This window comes from Stieleria tagensis (genome assembly GCF_024129865.1).
GTDB lineage: Bacteria > Planctomycetota > Planctomycetia > Pirellulales > Pirellulaceae > Stieleria > Stieleria tagensis.
The window spans coordinates 17,872-37,857 of record NZ_JAMYFE010000049.1 but is presented as its reverse complement, the minus strand read 5'-3'; the positions used below and the strand labels follow the sequence as shown (position 1 = coordinate 37,857).

General features: G+C 53.9%; 10 protein-coding genes. 1 reads left to right on the top strand and 9 read right to left on the bottom strand.

The annotated features are described in order from the left end of the window. Positions 1-344: 344 nt before the first annotated feature. The 9 genes from NHH03_RS12125 to NHH03_RS12085 all read right to left on the bottom strand — a co-directional run bounded on the left by NHH03_RS12125 (position 345) and on the right by NHH03_RS12085 (position 17,304). Positions 345-2,345 carry an acyltransferase family protein gene (locus NHH03_RS12125; protein ID WP_315861450.1) on the bottom strand — a complete coding sequence of 667 codons (2,001 nt, stop codon included), beginning with the start codon at positions 2,343-2,345 and terminating at the stop codon, positions 345-347. A gap of 7 nt (positions 2,346-2,352) precedes the next feature. Beyond that, positions 2,353-2,943, bottom strand: a complete 591-nt coding sequence (locus NHH03_RS12120; RefSeq protein ID WP_253156393.1) for a sulfotransferase — start codon at positions 2,941-2,943, stop codon at positions 2,353-2,355. Between the two features lie 212 nt (positions 2,944-3,155). Beyond that, positions 3,156-4,751 (bottom strand): lipopolysaccharide biosynthesis protein, encoded by a 1,596-nt coding sequence (locus NHH03_RS12115; protein ID WP_253156391.1) that lies wholly within the window; start codon positions 4,749-4,751, stop codon positions 3,156-3,158. 497 nt (positions 4,752-5,248) lie between these two features. Next, positions 5,249-6,106, bottom strand: coding sequence for an XrtA system polysaccharide deacetylase (locus tag NHH03_RS12110; protein WP_253156389.1), 858 nt, complete (start codon positions 6,104-6,106; stop codon positions 5,249-5,251). 457 nt (positions 6,107-6,563) lie between these two features. Next, complete coding sequence (locus NHH03_RS12105; protein ID WP_253156387.1) at positions 6,564-7,547, bottom strand: sugar transferase; 984 nt, start codon at positions 7,545-7,547, stop codon at positions 6,564-6,566. 11 nt (positions 7,548-7,558) lie between these two features. Beyond that, positions 7,559-8,191: an exosortase-associated EpsI family protein gene (locus NHH03_RS12100; RefSeq protein ID WP_253156385.1), complete on the bottom strand. Its 633-nt coding sequence runs from the start codon at positions 8,189-8,191 to the stop codon at positions 7,559-7,561. A 70-nt stretch (positions 8,192-8,261) separates the two neighbouring features. Further along, on the bottom strand, positions 8,262-13,361 hold the full coding sequence (locus tag NHH03_RS12095; RefSeq protein WP_253156383.1) for a hypothetical protein: 5,100 nt from the start codon (positions 13,359-13,361) through the stop codon (positions 8,262-8,264). 208 nt (positions 13,362-13,569) lie between these two features. Beyond that, positions 13,570-15,918, bottom strand: coding sequence for a polysaccharide biosynthesis tyrosine autokinase (locus NHH03_RS12090; protein ID WP_253156381.1), 2,349 nt, complete (start codon positions 15,916-15,918; stop codon positions 13,570-13,572). A 282-nt stretch (positions 15,919-16,200) separates the two neighbouring features. Beyond that, a complete protein-coding gene (locus NHH03_RS12085) occupies positions 16,201-17,304 on the bottom strand; it encodes an exosortase/archaeosortase family protein (protein WP_253156379.1) in 1,104 nt (367 codons plus the stop codon). Positions 17,305-17,716: 412 nt separating this feature from the next. On the opposite strand from NHH03_RS12085, the gene NHH03_RS12080 reads away from it, so the two are divergent. Continuing rightward, complete coding sequence (locus NHH03_RS12080; RefSeq protein WP_253156377.1) at positions 17,717-18,646, top strand: hypothetical protein; 930 nt, start codon at positions 17,717-17,719, stop codon at positions 18,644-18,646. The last annotated feature ends 1,340 nt before the right edge of the window (positions 18,647-19,986 follow it).

Sequence of the window (19,986 nt, the reverse complement as noted above, 5' to 3'; positions counted from 1 at the left end):
ACCCGATCCGATTTACCCACAGGCTTCGATGCAGCATCGCTCTTGCTGGCTCCCAGGCCCCTGCTCTTCGTTTGTAGACTGCCACCTCGCCCAAGAATTCGGTTGAGTTTCTCGATCGGGAACCGAGCGGGCGCACGATAGACCGAAACCAATTCGGGAACCTGCGTGACTAAGGCGTCATCGATCAATGTTCCTTTAGGGACAGTGTCCTCCCGCAGTGTTATCACGTGCGGGATCCAACCTCGTTCAGGCAAGTACTTCACCAAACGCAGAGTACGGTAGACTCCCGCAGATTGGATCGGAGGAAAATTGGAAGCAACGATGAGTAGAGGAATTGATTCCATTCAGCGTGTCTCCGGCGGACCGTTCGAACCGATTGTTGATTCACTGCCTAACAAAACCATCTCTCGTTCAATTGCCCCGCCGTACAAACGCTTGGCACCGGCAGGGGTCAAGTGGTTGGTGTCCATGTACTGAGATTGGCCGGCGACGAAGCTGACTGCCATCAATCCGTTTGATGTGAGGTCTCCGTCATCCGGTTCAATAATCGCGACGCTATTGCTGCGAAGGGAACGGAGCATTTCGGCGATGCGTTCCCGCTGCGTTCGATTCACAGTTGCCACCGAGTTTTCAAGCATCGACTGTCGATCGAAATGAGAAAACAACGCAGCGGTCCGATTGGGATGACACTGCAGCGTCAGTGGCTGTGCGATCAGGATGACCGATACCCCATCGGCACTCAAATCGGCGACCATTTTTTGCAATCCACTTCGTAGCGTCTGCATCGAGGACTCGACCCCCGTCCCGAATTTACCTGCCGGTGCGATCAGCGTGTCCATCTTTCCTGACGGCCGACCGAAGACTGCGACATCCCAGCGGCAAATCAAATAGACCCTTTTGATGCCTTGTTGACTGACTAAGTTACGAACTGAATCATTCCAGGTGATAGCCTCTAGCGAGTTTCCCTGGTAATGGGGACGCCAGGTGTCAACAACAGGTGCGGTCGCGTTGCGTGCACAAACCAAACCACTCACTCCTGAGCGTCGCGCAAACTCATCAAACACCGCGGCCAACGAATAGGTGTGACTATCGCCCCATAGCAGAAAACTGGGCTCTGCAATAGCGGAACCGATTTGGGGCAGTCGTTCAGCTGTTAAATCCTCCGCATGACGCGTTTGAAACTGGCCTGATAATTCTTCACTCTCGTTTTGCAGCAAAGAAAGGTCTGCAAAACGGTTTGGGAATCCTTTCGAAACGGACGTCAGCCAGGACCAACTCAAAAGCGCAAAGATGACTACAAAGGTCGCAACTAACGTCGGCCGAACCTGATGAATCGGCCCCTTCAACCGGAGTGGTTTTTCGACCGCTGCATAAGCAATTAGCGTTAAGACTACACCGACGGTCAACGCCAGAAATCGAACGGAGAGTGGAGGCCCCGATGGATAAAAGTAATTGGCAAAAGCCAGCGGCGGCCAATGCCATAGGTAGAGTGAGTAGGAAACTTGTCCGCACTTGACAGGCCAACGCGAAGAAAGCAGACGATAGATCCAACCGCGGTGTTCACGAAGACCAACCAACAAGCAAGCGGCCCCGAGTGTACTGGGTACCGCTGCCCACCCCGGGAAAGGTATTTCGTCGCTCAATAACAACATCGGCAAGACGACAGCGACAACGCCAAATTGTGACGCCAAACGTGCTTTACCACTTGAAAGCGGTTTTGAATGAAACCATTCATAAGCCAGCGCTCCGGCAAGTAACTGCCAAGCTCGCGTAGGCAACAAATAGAACGTTTGCTGCGGAAACTGATGCACCGCAATCACTGCCAGAGCAAAACTAGCAACAAATCCAGTCAGCAACAAACGCCTACGCCAGACGCCAGTAAACTTCCAAAGCAGAAGCGGGAACACGATGTAGAACTGCTCTTCGACGGACAATGACCAAGTATGCAACAGTGGCCAAGTTTCCGACTGTGTACCGAAATAGTCCCCCGCTTCGGCAAAGTAGAAGTTCGAGACCATGCAGAGTTGAGCGAACATGGAGTTCGCGAGATCCGCAAGGTCTTGCGGCAATAGCAAGGCGTAGCCCGCCGCCAACGTTACCGCACCAACGGCTAACGAAGAGGGAAGAATGCGGCGGATTCTTCGGAACCAAAACTCGAACAGCGAAAAGTTGCCCGCTCGTAGACTGCGGTCGATGTTTCCCCCGATTAGAAATCCTGAAATCACGAAGAAAACATCGACCCCTGTAAAGCCCCCAGGAAAGCCGATGCCGCCGTGAAAAAAAAGCACACCAAGTACAGCGATACAGCGCAGTCCGTCTATTTCGGGTCGATAACTCTGCGACACAGCCCGATTAACTACCTGCGACGATCTTCGTCGAATCGTATTGATAGCGCTGACCAAACTGGAGCAACTCGTCTCCAAATTCTCCACACAACAAGCCTTCCCAGTAGTCAGCAAGGCTCTCGGTCCGTTTCCATTTCCCAATACTATCAGCATCGAAACTGCGAATGGAGTGCAACGCAGTTGCCAAGTCACCCAACGCTCCAGCGTCTACATTTTCGCCCAAATCAGACCACGATGTTACTTCTGAGCGAAGCTGCATGTCAAAACAGGATTCGATCTGTTGCCGCGTCGCTTCCGGATCAGTGACCAAATCCTCGTATCGGATTGTCAGAAAAGGGACCCGACCGTCAAGTTGACTAACCAGATGTTCCCCGCCGCGAACGCTTTCAACCCAACGATCTGGTGACAAATAATACTGCGTACTTGAATCTCCACGATGCCGACTGGTTAGAACGTCGGCAGGATCCCGGACCATATAGATGACCCCATAGCCACCCGCCAACGCTTCCTCACAGAACAGGTCTAGCAATTCCTGTTGATACCAACCGAAACCTCGTTTCGTAACGTATACGTGCTCATCACCCTGAAGTCGGTTCATCAAACCAATCTTCATCACGCGGCCTAACCGAGGGTGATGAACGTTGGATTCTTTCGAATGGACCGACGTGTGCTCAAAAGCGGCCATCGCACAGTGCATCAACGTCGTCCCTGAACGGGCGGCCCCAAAAATATGAACGCGGCGTGTATTCCCGAGTTGCAATAACCTTCGTCGCAAACGTCGTTTCAGCCTAGACTTGAGATCGCTATAGCTCATGACTCGCTCCCCGCACCGGCATTAGAATCCATAGCTGCCGCGGGCACCGAGGCCTTTTTGGATGAATTGAATCGTCGCATCAAAGCACTCCATGCTGACTTTCGTTCCTTTGATTCAAACCCAAGTGGGAGCAGCAAGGTGGCAGTTAACGTGTAGACCGTAGCCGAACCGAACAGCGCGAACCAGCTATCAATACGCCCAAACGCATGCCCCAATCCCCAAGCGGTACCGAGCAATGCAACGCAGTAGAGCGTGGTCCCCGGAACAATCGAAGCCAAAATCCGAAAACGTGTTGTCTCCAATACATCGGCGTGGGCACCGAGGTGCCATATCACGCCTAGACCAACGGCTGGGATTAACGTTCCCAAAGCGACTCCTTCGACTCCAATCCACCACCCTAGTCCCAAACTCAGAATCAAATTAATGATTGCCTCAGTGAACTGAACCGTTGCAAGCTCCTTGAGCTTCTTTGCAGCCAATAGCAACTGAGTGCCTGGGCGACGCAAGCTCACAAAGGCGAACGCAATTCCAATAAGTAGAAAAAGCGGTGGAGAATGTTCAATGACAGGCGTGATGTCTTGGGGACCTGAGAGCCATAGCAAGAGAAACGCCCGTAAATGACTATATCCGATGATCAGAAACGCTGCCGAAACAATCAAGCAAATCCGGGTTGAGAATAAATAAAGAGCCAGTTGCTGACGCCTCTCGCCGTTCAAATGCAAACTGGCCATAGTGGGATATAGAACTCGCGTAGAAGCTTTAACCAATGAATTGCAATACTCAACGAGCGATCCAGCAATACCGAAGGGTGCGATCGCCGCAGCAGAAAACAAGGTCCCAACCACCAGTGTGTCCGAGTAGTAAATTAAACGACGTCCGATTTGGATTAAGAAATTCCATATACCGAATTGAAATAATTCACTGACTTCCCCACTCAAATCTCCATCCACGCTTCCGCGCAGTTCCGGCACCAACCGATATGCCAAACGAACACGACACAAATTATCAAGCAAGTTAGTGAACGCAAGAATGGCCGACAGTGCCACAATCCCACCGCCCAATAACAAGGTTATGTAAGCCAACATTGCATAAACAATTTTGATGCAAACTGCGATCCCGTTGGCGAGGTCATAACGCTGCAATCCCACCAACACTGCAGCGTAAGGCATCAATGGAAGTTGGACTGCAACCCCGAATCCCTGGATGATCACGATTAGAAAGAAAGCGGACTGTAGATCCGGTGCAGTGTCAATTAGTCGCGGCAGCACCAAACTGGCGACAACAGACAAAGCCAATACGGCCGCTGAGAGCTTCCACAGGATAGGTCGCGCAGCGGCAATGTGCCGACGGACTCCTCGGTAGTCATTGGTCGCAATCCGGTGCGTGATTGACTGCGTGACGCCTGCCCGCAAGCCCATGTCAACCAGACCATAATACCCAACAAGTCCCTGAAGCAGCAGCCAAAGACCATACGCTTCTAAACCCAGGTTCGCCAACACAACCGGAGTGAGAAGCAACGTAACGACAATCTGCACACCGAGCCCTACCCAGCTTGATGCAACATTCTTGCAGACTCTGGAAACGATACTCATGGTTTGCAAATTTGCCGTACGTAGCGGGATCCGAGCATCCGCAATGAAAGTATGCCGCCTCTATGATTTACATCAAGAAGTTGATTGTCACCAACAATCAAGCAAAAAAACGGATTTTGACTAGATCTTTGCATGAGCTTTCAAAAATTGGAGAATGGCCCTGAAACTAATGCCTAAGCTCGTTCTCCTGCACGATCGAAGCTGCGTGACCAATTCGCAAAAATACATGAACATGATCCGACCAATCCCAATCTTTGAAAGAATGACAAAAGGCCTTCACTGCCTTAATCAATTTGCGTAACACTCCGCTCAAACTGCGCCAGTAAACACCATTTCCAAATCGAAGATTTTCGACAGCCTTTGAACAAAAGAGAGAGGGTTTCACTGAGCGCCTTTGACGCCCCCAAATTGATGGGAAATGCATCTCCCTTGCTCGACATCACTCGAAATGGAGCAGTCATTGGCTAGACGTCAATGGTTACTGTCACACCGCGAGTCTACGAATGAGAGTCGGAACGCCCCATCGCATCTGACATCGTTCCAAAATGAAATGATTCCAACATGCGATCAAGTCGTCGCTCCGTCTTGTTTAACCCCACGTAATGGCGAAAGCGCACGCTCCGCTTCAAAGCAACCAACTTTGGCTGTTTCGGATCGAACTCCCAAGGGTGGGTATAAAACATCGCGGGACGCCCTTCTTTTCGGATCGCTTGAATGGCTTTCAAGGTTAGCTTCAGAGGGAACAGTCGGAAATAGCCACCGCCGATGGGGATATGGATTCGGCCTCGAGACCAAGCGCTAGGTGGAAACTCGCGGATGGTTCCGTGCTTGGTTTTGATATCGTGGATTTCCTTGGTAGCGTCCACGACACCATAGCGGTCGTGACCGCCGATCGGGAAGATGCTGCTGTCTATGCGGAAATCGTACTCGGCCAAGATGTCGAGTGCCCAAAGAGAATCATCGACGATCGAGAAACTGGGAGCTCGGTACGCGACGACGTCGATGCCGCAGGCGTTGGCAATCGCGTCTTTACTGTCGGCAATGTCCTTGGCGAATTCTTCTGGTGTCAGGTCGTAGACCAATTGGTGCCAGTAGCCATGGCTGGCAACTTCATGTCCGGCGTGGGCAATGCGTTTGACAAGTGATGGGTAGCGTTCGGCGACCCAACCGAGGATAAAAAATGTCCCTCGAACGCTGTGTTTGTCGAAGATCGATAGCATCTTGTCCGTGTTTGCTTCCACACGGCATTCGTACTTGTCCCAGTCCTTGCGGCAGACGCGATCGGCAAACGCGGAAACCTGGAAGTAGTCTTCGACGTCGACGGTCAGGGCGTTGGGAATATTGCCGGAAAGCACAGACAGTTAATCTCGTCCGCAGAGGTTCAAAAGGGGAATCGGCGCGGACTTCGTCCACGTCGGTGACAGTCCGTGAACGGCCAACGAAAAAGAACAATTCACCATCCAGCGGCAGCACGATTTCCACATTTGTGGACAGCCTACCTCCCAATTAGATGGTGTGGCGATCATACCCTACCGTTAATTCTCGCGGCAGGACCACGGCACAGATACACTCAACCTATCAACTGGATCGGGCAGGAACGACCTACCAATTACGAATTTAGAGACGCCCGCCAGCGAGTGGAAACCATCGTTGGATCGCGGAGCGATCCACGACATTCACGAATCGCTCGTTCATCAAACGTAATGCCATCGGCATAATGAGAGTAGACGGTGCCCTATCATTTCACTTGACCAATCTGCATACCACAACACGAGGCTGGCGCAGCATTGATTGTCAAATGATCAGCAGTGTCTATCTGGGCCGGCTACGACCGCCTAAACGTCCGCTCCGCTTGTCATCTGTCTTTTGCAAACGATGATTAGCTCGAACCGCGACCAACGACTCGAATTCTTCGACCGCTGTGTGAGTGGGGCGGTCTGAGAGAGACTGGATGGACTGAGAGTTTTGCCCATCCTTTGCACTGAGCCCAGCAGCGTCGATTAAATCCATTCGGCACAGGCCCATGGCTCGGGTGACAGCCGGTCCGCGAATCCCAACCACTCGCATCATCGTTGCCAGGATCATTCGGCAGTCTAGCCAGGGACCGGCATTACGGACGTAGTGCATGTCGAGCAGTTGTTTACGGCGGACATCGTCCAACGTGCAGTCGGGCTCGAGATTGATCTGTGCCAAGCCGGTGATACCCGGTTTGACACTGTTGCGATTGTAGTAGCCACCGATGTACCGCTCCAGTTTTTCGCAGATCGCTGGACGTTCAGGACGCGGGCCTGTCAACGACATGTCACCAGCGACGACGTTCCACAACTGCGGTAACTCGTCCAAATGGCTACGACGCAAGAACCGTCCGACGGGGGTGACCCGCGGATCGCCTTTTTGACTCCACTTGGCTTGACCATCGGCCTCGGCGTCTTGGTACATGGTCCGCAGCTTTAACACGTTAAATGTTTTGCGATTCAGACCAACACGTTCTTGGCGATAGACCCCCGGTCCCTTGGAAGTCAATCGCACCACCGCGATTAACAACATGATCACAGGAGCCGAGAGAACCAGTAAAGCAGCAGCAAAAACCCGTTCACAGAAATGCTTCACTGCGAAGTAAGCCGCGTTACGCGATCGTGCCGCCATCACCGAGCGAGTTTTTGACGAGCGCACTGGAGTCAGATTGATCGCAGCATCCATTTGCGGCGCGAGACCAGCGTGCCGACGACTGGCCAGATTCACCGGCAATTCGGTGATGATGGAGCTATCGGAGTCAGAATCTTCGAAATCGAACACAGTAAAATCCTTCACTTGATGTGTTGCTCTAAATGAGGCAGCAACGCGGTCAAAAATGATTTGCAAGCAGAAAATGAAGTTTTCGAAGCAGGACCAGACAGCTGGATTTTGTACAAATCGTCCGTCATCCAATACCTTGGATTTTCGGCCGCAACCCAGCTTCCGCCATCACTCCACCCATACCAAACCTCAAACGCGGAACTCGGGTCATTGTCCCTAACAAATTCCACCGACCAGAACCGATTTTCTTGATTTTCAACTGAAATCGTTTCAACCCGCCGCTCACGAACTAGGTCAGTGCCCTGAGAGCTGTAACAGACTTCCGGGGTATGAACCGCGATTGGCCCGCGGGGACCGTACATCACAGCAACATTGACCAACGCCTTGGTGTCATTGTGACGATAGACGTTCAGAAACGATCCGTAACAACGCAGCATTTGGAGCGCGTTTTCTTCTAAATTCCCAGATTCAACCAATGTCCAATCACCCAGCGTCTCGGGCAAATCATGCAATTGATCGCCGACCGCCTGTTTGTCGGTGCCAATGGTCCAGCGGCCATCTAGATAGCCATGCACCACGCCAGACAGCAGGGTTAACCCCAGCAAGGCGGCGACAGCGAAACGGCGGGAGTGAAGGCGAATCATTCGGATGAAAATTTGTTTGTATGTGGGGGTTCAAAGGTATCAGCGTAAAGCGTGGCGGCTAGCCGCACGATTATGTCAAATCTTTTGCGACGGAATCAAAATCTTGCTTCATTCGATTGAACAACTCGCGTTCTTCCTCTGTCAGCCCATTGACGTCCAATTCATCTGCCTCAATCGACTGCCACAATTGATGCGCGTCGGAGGTTTGTTTCAAGGCCAACAGCGCTAGGATTTTGTGGAACTTGTAGCGGGGATCGGGAATAATCGCGATCGCTTCGTCAAAAACATCGATCGCCTCACGATAGCGACGGGCACTCATCAGCACCGCGCCCTTAGTGTCCAGTAATTCGGGATTCCGCTTTGTCAATTTGATGGCGCGATCAATCGGCTCAATTCCTTCGGCCGCCAGTTCCGGGATCTGAGCGTATGCCATCGCCAAATTGTTCAAAGTCCGAACGCGCAGCGAATCCATCGCCAACACTTGGCGGTACAAGGAGATCGCATCTCTAGTCCGACCGCGCTGCATTGCCCAGGTCGCAACACTCTCGAGCAACGCAGCATCCCGCGGATAGTCCGCTGTAGCTCGTTTCAACATCTTGGAATAACGCGGATCAACTTCACCAGAGCCCTCGGCCAACAAAGATTCCACCAGAAGCATCGCTGAGCGGGCGTCCCCATTCTGGTCAAAGTGATCAGCACACAACTCCGCCGCACGACGGTGCTCGCCGGCATTGGACAGGGCCACCACATAGTTCGTGAGCGAATCCGAGTTAGCTTGATAAGCCTTGTCGAACCACTCGAGTGCTTGCTGCGTGAACCCCAATTTCATCAAAGCGGAACCCGCAGCCGTTTCGACGGCACCAAGTTGGCGACGGTCTTGAGTGGTCTTTGCGGCCTCGACCCAATTTGAGACCCACTCAGGCGTTTCATCCGAGTTCCCACGTCGCTGATGGTCAATCAACCCTAGTTCCAGCGATTGCAACATCCCACCCGGCATTACAGCGAGGTCCTCGGAGAGAGTTTTCACAACGGCCAAGTCTTTCTCGGTCCCATGCTGCAGCAGAAACACACCATAGCGGTACAAATCGTTTTCGCGAGGCGGACGCGCCCGAGCCAATCGTTGATAGATCTCGCGTGCTTCGGACAGATAGCTTTCCTGCTTCTCAGCAAACCGCCCCTCTTTGGCGTATTGGTCAGAGAGTTTGATGAACAAGGCAGCGAGTACAACCGAGGCATCGTTGCTTTCCGCATTCTTTTCCGCCACGATTTCCCGCAACATTTCCATGGCCGTTAACTGCTGTTCTTCGCTGCCTTTGGCCGCGAGCATGGTCGCATACATCAACCGATTAGCGGGAGTGACTTCCGCACCGCTAGAAAGCAACGCTTCGATTTGGTCCCACTGGACTGTATCGCCTTGATGGACAAGCAGGGCACGAGCCAAATCATTTCGGATGACGGAATCACCGGGACGCAATTTCAGCGCGTCCTGCAACGATTGAACCAACCCCTTAGATTCCCCTCGCGACTGATACAATCTTGCGAGGCGTAACTGGGTGTCGACCGCTGGATGCAACCGGTTTGATTCTTGCAAATCTTGAATTGCCTGATCGATTTCTCCACGCGATCGCTGAACTTCGGCTCGCAGCAAGAGCTGCTGATACTTTTCAACCTGACTGGATTCAAGCCGCTGTAATTCGGCATCCACACTTTCGGGCGATCCGTGGCGAAGTTCCAATTCCAATCGAATCGCAGCCAACGCAAACTCGTTTTCCTGAGCAAGACGTTCGGCATTTTCAACCGTCTGCCGAGCTTCATCGATCAGCTCACGTCGTGCGTTGGGCGTCAAAGTGGCGCGACTTTTGGACGATGAAGAAGATTGTTGGTCCAACAGCACGGCTTGCGATGCGACGCGGGCAAACACGAGCTGGGCTGTCAGATCATCCGGACTCGCTTGAGCGCTCTTGCGAGCCGCCTCGACCCCCAACATCAAATCGCCACGTCGAAAAGCGGACTGAATTTCGTTTTGCGAGTAAGCGTCAACGACACTGCTAGTTGACATTGCCAACCGCTTCAATTCTTCCTCGGCTTCGAGCTGCCGGTCGAGCGCGACAAGCTGGCGAAGTAACAGCTGGCGTGCAGCGATGGAGGAATCACCGGCCGCAATGCCCGTCCGAACCTGCTCGAGTGCACGTTCGTGCTGGCCTGACAGATCCAGTAGCCGTGCGCGCAGTGTGATCGCCTGACCCCACCGGGGACGCATTGCCGTCAACTGATCGATTGATGCACGAACACGTGCAATGCGCGGATCATCGCGTTCTAATTTGTCGCTGTCTTTCGCTAGTTCATCAATTGAGTTTTCAATTTCAATGTATCGCCAGAACGTCCCCTGGTCTCCCTCCAACTTTTTCAAATCGTCGAACCATGTCTTTGCCTCCTGCTGTAAATTGTCCTCCGACAAATTGGCAAGACGGTACAACTGATACAAATCCTGTGGCGACCGATCGACCTTGGGGATGTGTTTCAACACGTCATAGGCCAGCTGACTATCGCTGCCGCCAAGGGCATAATTGGCTGCCAAACGACTCAACTGCGCCGCGTCGTCCACGTTGTTCTTCGCCAGTTCGGCCAATCGTTTGGCCGATTCCAAGGGCTGCCCCAAGAGTGCGTCCACCCGGGCTTGGGCGATCGCATAGTTTGTCGAATCCTCCCCCTGAATTGACTTCAGTACAGCCAATCGCCGCTCGGATTTTTCTGCGAGCCCAGCCACAGCCAGACGTTCGGCGGCATAGGCCTGCAAGACGGCGCTGCTGGGATTTGCGTTAGCCAATTCATCGGCTGATTCAGCAAGTTCCGGCGACTTCAGGTGTTGCTCCAGCAGTTCACCGGCAGATGGCAACATCAATTCAACGATTTGCAATCTGGCACGAAGGTCGGCGAGGGTTTCATCCTGAATCTTCTGGGTATCGGGATCGCTTGGGTTATCGAGCTTGCTGCGCAACGCGGTGATTCGAGAGCGGAGACCGCTCAAATCACGCATCGCGGGCTGCCCACTGAGCTGATTATTAAATTCAGCTTCGATGGCACGAATCCGTGTCGGCAACGACGTCGAATTCGCAGCCAATCTCCATTCTTCGGCAGCCCGAACTTGGTGGCCGGCTCGCGACCAGGCCTCGGCAGCCGCTGCGTGCAGGGATTCGTCGCCGGGTAGTAGTTCAGTGGCAACGGATAATGCGTTGGCGGATTGATCCCATACACCAAGTTCCTGATAGATGCCTGCCAGCGTGATCGCCAACTGGGCACGTTCGACTGGCCGGACGTCCGCATTGCTATTCAGCGCCGATTGCAGCAATGCAATCACTTCGCCTTTCACCTGCGCCCCACCGCCTTCACTGGTAAGCAAACGGGCACGTGCCACGGAGGCTCGCCACCGTGCCAGCTCGATCGCCCTGCCAAACTGATTCCGCTGGCCTTCGCTGAATTCGCCACTGGTGGCTTCCAACAACCGCCGCGACTCGGCTTGGATGGCAACATCAAATAGATCCAGTTCCTTTTTTGCGGTCGCTAATTCAGAATCGGTTTTTGCCGTTGCAGCTAACCGTCCGGCAACCGCACCGCGAAGTTCTAAACTATCGGTACTGACTTCCTTTAACCCCTGACGCCAGATTTCAACCGCACGATCCAGGTCGCCAGCGGCATCTGCGGCCGAACCAGCGTACAGATAAGTATTTTCACGCATTCCTGGACGGACGTCTGGCACGGATGCCGCGATCAGGGTTTGGAACCATTGCTCGGTCTGCGCGGGGCTAACCTGCGGCAGACTCCCATCGGATCCTTTCGTGGCCGCAGTTTCGGAACCATTCTGGGCAACCACGTTGCCACCGGCTTGCCCCAATATTTGAGCAACTGAAATTCTTGCCGCTTCGAGCAAGCACTGGTAATCCCAGAATTCAGGCGACAAACCTTGGTAGAGAGAAAGTTCAGATGCGGTTATTTGGTCGGCACTGGACTCGGCATCCATGGACCCGGCATCTATCTGCACCGTTGCAGACTCTTGCTCGTCGTCTTTCGCATCGGCAGAATCTGTTCGCAACCGCTGCTGGGCCAAGGGGGCCGATTGCAATAAGAACCGCTGAGCTTGCTGGCGTTGGACGGGGTCTTTGTCGGCAGCCCCATAGGCGTATTGAATCAAAATCGATCGGCCTGAATCATCGGCCCGCAAGCGTTTGAGAACCACGCCGACTTGTTGCGTCCAGTCCGTTAACCGGTCCAGAATTTGATTGTAAAGCTCCGAAGTGGACCGAGAACGCTTGTCGTCGGCGCGGACGAAGAGTGTTGGATTCGATCTGGCCAAGGTCAGAAATTCTGAATCAAGTTCCAAATCATCGGGGCTAAGCTGGACCGCCCGATTGAGCACCACACCGGGCGGTTGTTGGGCCAGCCACCCCCAAAAACCATCGGTTTCCCCGACGATCACTGCGGAACGGTCGTCATATATCCCGGATTGAACTTGGCCGTACAGTGCGAGCGCCAGCGCTTTACTAGCGAATCGATCGTCATCCGGTGCTGCCAACGCAACCACCTGCTGTTCCGCTTCGCGATACCAGGCGCCGCCCAATTGCAGGAGGCGGCGAATCAAACGTCGACGCAAGTCAGATTGTTCTTGCTCGTGACCTTGCCCCAATTCAGCGAGTGACTGCGACAGTCGGCGTCGTGCATCGTTGATCGCAGGATACGACCCTGCCGCCGAAGCCTCCTCGGCGACTTGGTCGGCGGCGTGCGCAACCGCCATGATCGCATCGGGATCACCCGGCGCCATCATCAGATAACGCGACCACCAACGGACTTGTTCCTTCGCGTCACCCGCTGCTGCGGCATCGTTTGCTCGAGCTCGGAATGTTTCGATTGCCGATGAGGAATGATAAAAATACGATGCCGCACCTAGGCCCAACACGGCAACCAGTACGACGCAAGTGATCGCCACCAAGCGACCGTTGATCTGCCATTCTTCCCGCCGTTCTTTCAATTTCTTGGCGTGAAAAGCAGATACAGCTTGCCCCCGAATCGGCTCTCGAGATTCAACCGAATCATCGTGACGCGAAACTGAATCAGCAACGTCCGGGTCGTCAACGTGATCGTTGATCTGGTCGGTCGGTTGAGAGGAGGACGGCATTCGTTTCTACGCGGCGAATTCGGGAATCGAAAGAGCAGGCATCCAAGCGGCCCGCCGTACAGTTTTAAATGCAACCAGTGCTGCATCCAGATTCAAAAGTGGGGCAAGCTTCCAGCTTGCAATCACCACATCGGGTGAATCGCAAGCTGGAAGCTTACGCCACGAAATGTCGACCCTAAATTCAAATCTGGATGAAGCATTCGTTCGGTCACCCATTCCCACCGGGAAGCTGGGCAAAATTGGAGTAGTTGTAGTCGCCGTAGCGATAAGCGTATTGGCGGGGCGTCACCCCACTAAAAATCGTGCCCGCCACGTTGGCTCCGGCCGATTCCAATCGATGTGTCGTCCGCACGACGCTATCCATTCGTGTCACATCACGCATCGCACAGACCAATGTTGTGTCGACAGCGGATGCTACCGACAGGGTCTCTCCGGCTGACAAGACAGGCGCGGTGTCAAAGATCACAAATGCATACCGCTCCAGCGCTTGATTGACCAAATCTTTCATCGATTCCGGTGTCATCAAGCGGTGCGGACTGGCTTTCAATCGTCCGGCCGGCATGACATGCACTAAATCGCCCAAGTCTGTGCGAATCGCCTCGTCCAATGATGCCGTCTGAGTCAGAACACCACTGAGTCCGGGTTCAAGACTGATGCCGAAGTGATCGTGCTGGTCGGGGCAGCGCATGTCAGCGTCAATCAGCAACACGGTCTTCCCACTGGCTTTCGCCAACGAAATTGCCAGTTGTGATGCGGCCGTGCTTTTGCCTTCGCCCGACATCGAACTGACGATGGCGATGGAGCGTGAATCCCGAGTGCCTTTGGAGAGAAAAAGATTGGCGCGAAGTGTGTCCACACTTTCTTGGAAAACACGGCGCCCGCGTGAGTGCCGCCCACTGGAGGCACTCGGTGAACGAGCCAATTCACCGACAACCGGGGCGAGACCTTTTGATTGAACCAGCGCCACACTATCAGTCACTCGGTTGGTACGCATTTCCCACAGCAATCCGAGTGCAAACGGAATCAAAAACGCAATTCCCGAGGCACCCAATAGTTTCTTGTAGGGGATGTCCTCGACCGGCGTACTTGGCGGCGTCGCCGGGGCAACAGACCGAACCGCGTTGACTTGGCGGCGCTCGGTTCGAATCGCCGCAACACGGTCTTCGAGCTTTGTCAAGAATTCCTCGGCGCGTCGCAAGTCATCCTGAGCAAACTGCAACCCTGACGAATTTCCAATCAGCTGATTCTGTTTTGCCAACTCCTCATCCAATTGCCCTTGGATCACTGCGATTCGCTGCTTCTTTTCAGCGATCAAATCTCGCAACATGTTATTGGCACTGCTACGTTGCTGGACTTTCTCCAATTCCCGGTTTTGGCGTTCAACGCGTTGTTGTTCTTCGTATGCCAGTCGCATCGAATCAATCGTCGCCTGCCGGTTCTTCAAATCGGATTGATATTTCTTTTCGATTGCCTCCTGAAGCTTGGCGCGGGCCCGCTGCTCCGCTTCGGGTTTAATGCTCGCCAATTTCTCTTTCAGTTCGTCGCGCGATTTCACATAGTCGGTGTGCTCCGCACGGCGAATTCCGATCATCCCATTATCTTCAATCGCTACGATCTGACGGTCATAGCGAGCGATGCGTTGCTGGATTTCAGCGATCTTGGGATCTGATTCCACTAGCGTAGCAACATCGAATTCAGTGATGGGATCTCGGGTGACGACCATCGCTGGGGGAACAAACGCTGCGGTCTGTGGCTGCTCGGCTTCTACATCCGCCCCTGCGCTAGCCGCTTCGCCCTCTTCAATGACAAGCTTTTTCTCCAACAGCACCAGGTCGACTTGCAGATTGTTTAAATCGTTTTCATAGGTGTTTAGAAGCGACAGTTGGTTTTGATTGCGTGACACACCGACCGGGCTGTTGGGATCGTAACCGCGGGTCTTCAGCGACCAATCTTTGACGTTCGCTTTTTCCTCTCTGACCCGCCCCTGCCAAAATGCAATTTCCGGCTCCAGCAAACCTTCCAAAATCGAGACTCGTTTTTGATCCAAATCCGAACGCTGCCGCATGTAGGCACTGACGACCGCGTTGCAAACCTTGGCGGCGTATTCGCGATCAGAGTCCTCGTATGAAACCGTCATACGCGATCGCGAACCGGCGGTGGCAATCGACAGGTTCTTGCGAATGTTTCGCTCGGCTTGTTCTGGATCTTTCAAACTGGGTGCCGATCGCAGTGCCGGGTCACTCAACACTGGCCCCAACACGACTTCGTTCATCAACAGCGGCTTTTCCGTGCGCGCCAAATCCTCGACTGTGGGCATCACGCCTTTGTGGAGGATGAAATCCTCGTTGGCTTCGATCAGGTGGCTGGCTCGGTAACGCGGCTCGAAGGTGCTGAGCACGCCGAATCCAGCGACACAGGCGAGCACCAATCCGACAGGAATTGCCCAATACCAACAGCGACGAACCGTGACCCAAACCAACCAGGGATCGAACGACTTTGACTCTGCCTGCGGCTGAGCACGCATGACGGTGTGTTGGCTAATTTCGGAATGATTCATGGAACTTGAACTAACTTGAATTTCTGGATTAGAAAATCCGTTGAGGCAAACATACGGCGTCTTGCATCGGCCTACCGACGATCAGGCATGCTTGCCGTTCTCGCCCAACCCAATGACATGCGGCACATCCGTCAAAACCGCATTCTCAGTTGCAGCCCTGCAATTCAGCACGACAAGCATCATGCAATACGAACGGCACGCCCAAGGCGTTGGCCTCATCATTCACATTAAATTCCACAGGGCTAATCATACCTAGCTTCGAGGAGGGAGTCCATCAGGCCGCTAAAGAGAATTAGCGGAAACCCTGTCGGATTCCCGCATCATTTCTTTGGCCGTCAATTTCCTGACCGGTGCGAACAGATTTTGCCAGTAGGCATTTACGCCCCACATCATCGCAAAGGATGCAAAAATCATCAAAATCCCAGAGATATCGTGTGCCCATCGACGCGCCGACTCGTTATCGGTCCAACTGTACGCGAGTCCGATCACTGTGATTCGCAATGCGTTGACCAAAATCGCGGCCGGTATCGCGGACGCCAAAATCACGAGCTTGTCAGACCAGCCACGCAAGTTGATGGCGGCCCAATAGTACGCAAAGGCAGCCATCCCGACAAAAATCCGCAGTCCCGAACAGGCTTCTTCGACCCCCATTCGTTCTGAACCGATCCAAATCACGTGACCTTCGGAAACCGCCGGTTGGCCAAGAACCCGCAAGAAAATCGTGCTCAACTCAGTCGCCACGCCCTGTAATTTCCAGCTCAGCATGCTCTCCATCTGATAGGGCATTGGCACGGCAAACATCAGAAACCCGATCGCCGGCAAAGCCCACCAAGCGGCACGGATTCCCAGCAAACACCAAACCGCACCCGCGATCATTGGCAGCATCGACCAGCCGTCGAAAAAATCAAAGTAGGCGAATCGCCCCAGAATTCGCATCACGATGGCGACAACGATCAATGACAACCCGCCCCAAGAAACGTCACGGGCCGCTCCGGGAAACAACTCGCTGCGGTAGTAACAGATCATCACCGCCAACAGCGGCACCCCCCAACCGTGGGAATAATCTGGTTCGTTGATCCAAGCGTCCGCCATCCAGCGGAGTGTCGGCCAGTAACTGAACAGAAACACCGCCAGCAGCACCGCTAAAACCTGCCAATAGCGAGCCGGCCATTTCGCGGGACTTGGGAACGCCACCAACGGCTCCGAACCCAGCCAGCTGGTGATCCAACCGCCCGAGCGCCCATCGCTGCCAGATCCGCCGCTGCCAGATCGCCCCTGCTTTCCGCCAGCCGCCGGCGAATCACTACTCCGATCGACGCCAGGAACACGCGACTGGGACTTGCGCGATCGCGTTTTGGACGTCCGGTCTTGTTTTGATCGGCCCATTGAAATCTGCCTGAAACGTACTTTTTGGCCAAACCACTACGACACAATTCTTGCTCAATTGCGGATGTCCGCCACCCCAAATCAACATCTACCACACAAGGGCGGTTATGTTCACCTCACCCCCCGACGACAAAAGAATAGACTGGTGCGATCCGACGTCAACAACTCGCTTATGCGAAGTCGAGGTCCAAAACCCGCATCGGCCGGTGAAATTGATTCAATTCTCTCTGCTTAGTCCGCGTCAGCCGAGCGCATTTCAGCCACTCCATTTTCAGCAATTTAGACCTCCGTTCCCACTCGCTCTTGAAAAACGACTTCATTGACGATGCAACTCTGGCCGGCAAATCGATGGGGCGCCCGAATACGCACCAAACGGGGGGAGCGTTGGGTCGATCTGAAGAAACCCTTCGCAATGGTCGGATCACATCCGCGCTGCGACATCCAGATCGAAGACTCCAGACTTCCCTCCGTCGTCTATTTGGTTGTGATCCACTATGACCGCATCGAGGCTTGGCCGACCTGCCCACTCGCATTTCCCATCTGGGGCCGCATCAGCAAAAACCATGTGCTGCTGGTGGGCAAGACTCGACTCCAGTTCTTCCTGAAAGACGACTCGCCAGACACCGATGTCGTTGAGTTTGAAAGCGACCTGATCGAACCGGTGGATGCACCACTCGATGTCGAACAACAACTTGGAACGTCGCCGGTGCCCGAAATTGCAGACCCCGACGCCGATTTGGTCTTGGACTGGGGAAGCGGCCCAAAGCAAAAGTCGCTGAATCGAAACATTTCCATTTTGGGCGAAGACCATCCCAGCCTGATTCGCCTTCATCGCGCTCATCTACACCGCTGTGACCACGGCGTGGTTTGTTTCGGCGAAGACGTTTGGTTGATCGATTTACACCCAGAACATTTGAGCGAGGAAACGCCAATTATCCGGCACGTTCGTCCGGGTGACCCTTCGGTCGTCCTTGGAGGCGTGCATCTGTGGATCACGGGAAGCGAAGAATCGGACATCGATCACCTCGTTAAATCCGCTCGTCCCATCAAATCGTTCGAACCCCTGGCGACCACGATATCCGACGACGACATCGAAACAGCACGCACGAACACCAGTGAACAAAATGTGGCGGTTGTTCAAGCAGGATCGGACGACAAAGTTGAATCGCTGGAACTCGCATTGACCGAGCGATTTTTGAAAAAGAATGCCAAGCAATCGTTTCGTCGCCGTGCACTGAAATTCAGCGCAATGACAATCCTCTCACTTGCAGCCCTGTCAGGTATCGCAGTGATCCTGACCAAGGGAGTCCTGCCCATGGTGCGGACCATTTATCAAGACTAGCGGCGGATGCCATGCGTCAATGAACGCCCCAAAAAACTGGCACGCATGCTAGCGAGTGGGTTTGCCACCACCCCCTGCAGTCGCTCGGGCTGTGCTGGCCTGCAAAACCGTCTCGCGAGTTTTTTGAAAGTTGCACACTGGTCGTACCCCGACGCGTCAGTTTTGAAGCCAGCGCTTTCGCGTGGGGCATGGGTTTTTGGTAACCCGACGCGTCAGCGAGGGATCCCGCCAACACCCCAAATCCCTCGCTGACGCGTCGGGTTGGGAAAGACTGCAGCATCCGACTCGAGTGAGATGCTCATCTCGAATGCGAGCTCCGTCTAAGCCGAAGATCAAGTTGGCGGGCACACGCCTTTTCACAAAATTTTCGTCGAATTCGATTCTCGTGTCGGTCTGCGGTGATGCCTGCCGATATAACTCGTGGGTCTCAAGGATCGAGACGCGTTGACGAAGCAAGGCGAATGACTTTCGTAGCAGATCCTCGATGATGTCACTGTTAATTCTTTGGACGTTGTGCACGCTTGCACTGCTCTACCAACTGCTCTCAGCACCGCTGATTGACGGGGACGATACAGATGAACACGACATCGTTATCTCGCCTGTTCCCCACTGCCATTCGACATCCAATTTCCGTCGCGCTCGACACGCACGCTATCTGAATGGATCCGAACGCTTAGCGCCCATCCGCAGTCGGATCCCTCGACGATCCGCCACCAAGCACAACTCCGGTCCGTCCTTCGAGACGGCCGACTGAAGGCCGACTGAAGTCAGTCAGGGTTGCACGCGAACCATCCTCAGCGCGACGAGTAAGGGTCAGCGTGTGAGTCGTACCCCGACGCGAACGCGCAACTTCAACGGCGCTGGTGTGGAGGATTTATCCGACTCGGGTGAGGGTCTGGTGCGATGAATAAAGCCGGTCGGATAAATCCTCCACACCAACATGCAACCGGCTAAATCGCTCGCGAACACGTCGCGCTGGCGGTAAGAGCGCCACTGACTTGCCTGCCAGTACCGCACTGCGTCGTAAACACGCCATCTCGCTGCGTGTTTTGAAAAAGAATTGCGACGCGTCGACGATCTGCTCTGTGACCACACGTGCGCTTCACGTGATCTGTGTACAGTATCGCCGTTGACCTTGGATCACATTCGATTCATTGTCGTCGCCATTATTCAACCTGCGATGCGCTCTGGCTTGTGGTGCATCCACGCCAAATTTTGGGGTGCCCCCGTTTCCGATCAAACGGTCCTTCCTAAATTTGTCGGCTGACAAACCACAAGCGTTTTTTCCAGTCCCCGCTTACCCTTCAATTGCATTCATGATTTCACGTCAACTGGCCCGT

Excerpts from the sequence above, each read along its gene's own strand:
- NHH03_RS12080 (WP_253156377.1), top strand. The coding sequence starts at position 17,717 with ATGGTCGGATCACATCCGCGCTGCGACATCCAGATCGAAGACTCCAGA.
- NHH03_RS12095 (WP_253156383.1), bottom strand. The coding sequence starts at position 13,361 with ATGCCGTCCTCCTCTCAACCGACCGACCAGATCAACGATCACGTTGAC.
- NHH03_RS12115 (WP_253156391.1), bottom strand. The coding sequence starts at position 4,751 with ATGAGTATCGTTTCCAGAGTCTGCAAGAATGTTGCATCAAGCTGGGTA.
- NHH03_RS12090 (WP_253156381.1), bottom strand. The coding sequence starts at position 15,918 with ATGAATCATTCCGAAATTAGCCAACACACCGTCATGCGTGCTCAGCCG.
- NHH03_RS12120 (WP_253156393.1), bottom strand. The coding sequence starts at position 2,943 with ATGAACCGACTTCAGGGTGATGAGCACGTATACGTTACGAAACGAGGT.
- NHH03_RS12085 (WP_253156379.1), bottom strand. The coding sequence starts at position 17,304 with ATGGGCCGATCAAAACAAGACCGGACGTCCAAAACGCGATCGCGCAAG.
- NHH03_RS12100 (WP_253156385.1), bottom strand. The coding sequence starts at position 8,191 with ATGATTCGCCTTCACTCCCGCCGTTTCGCTGTCGCCGCCTTGCTGGGG.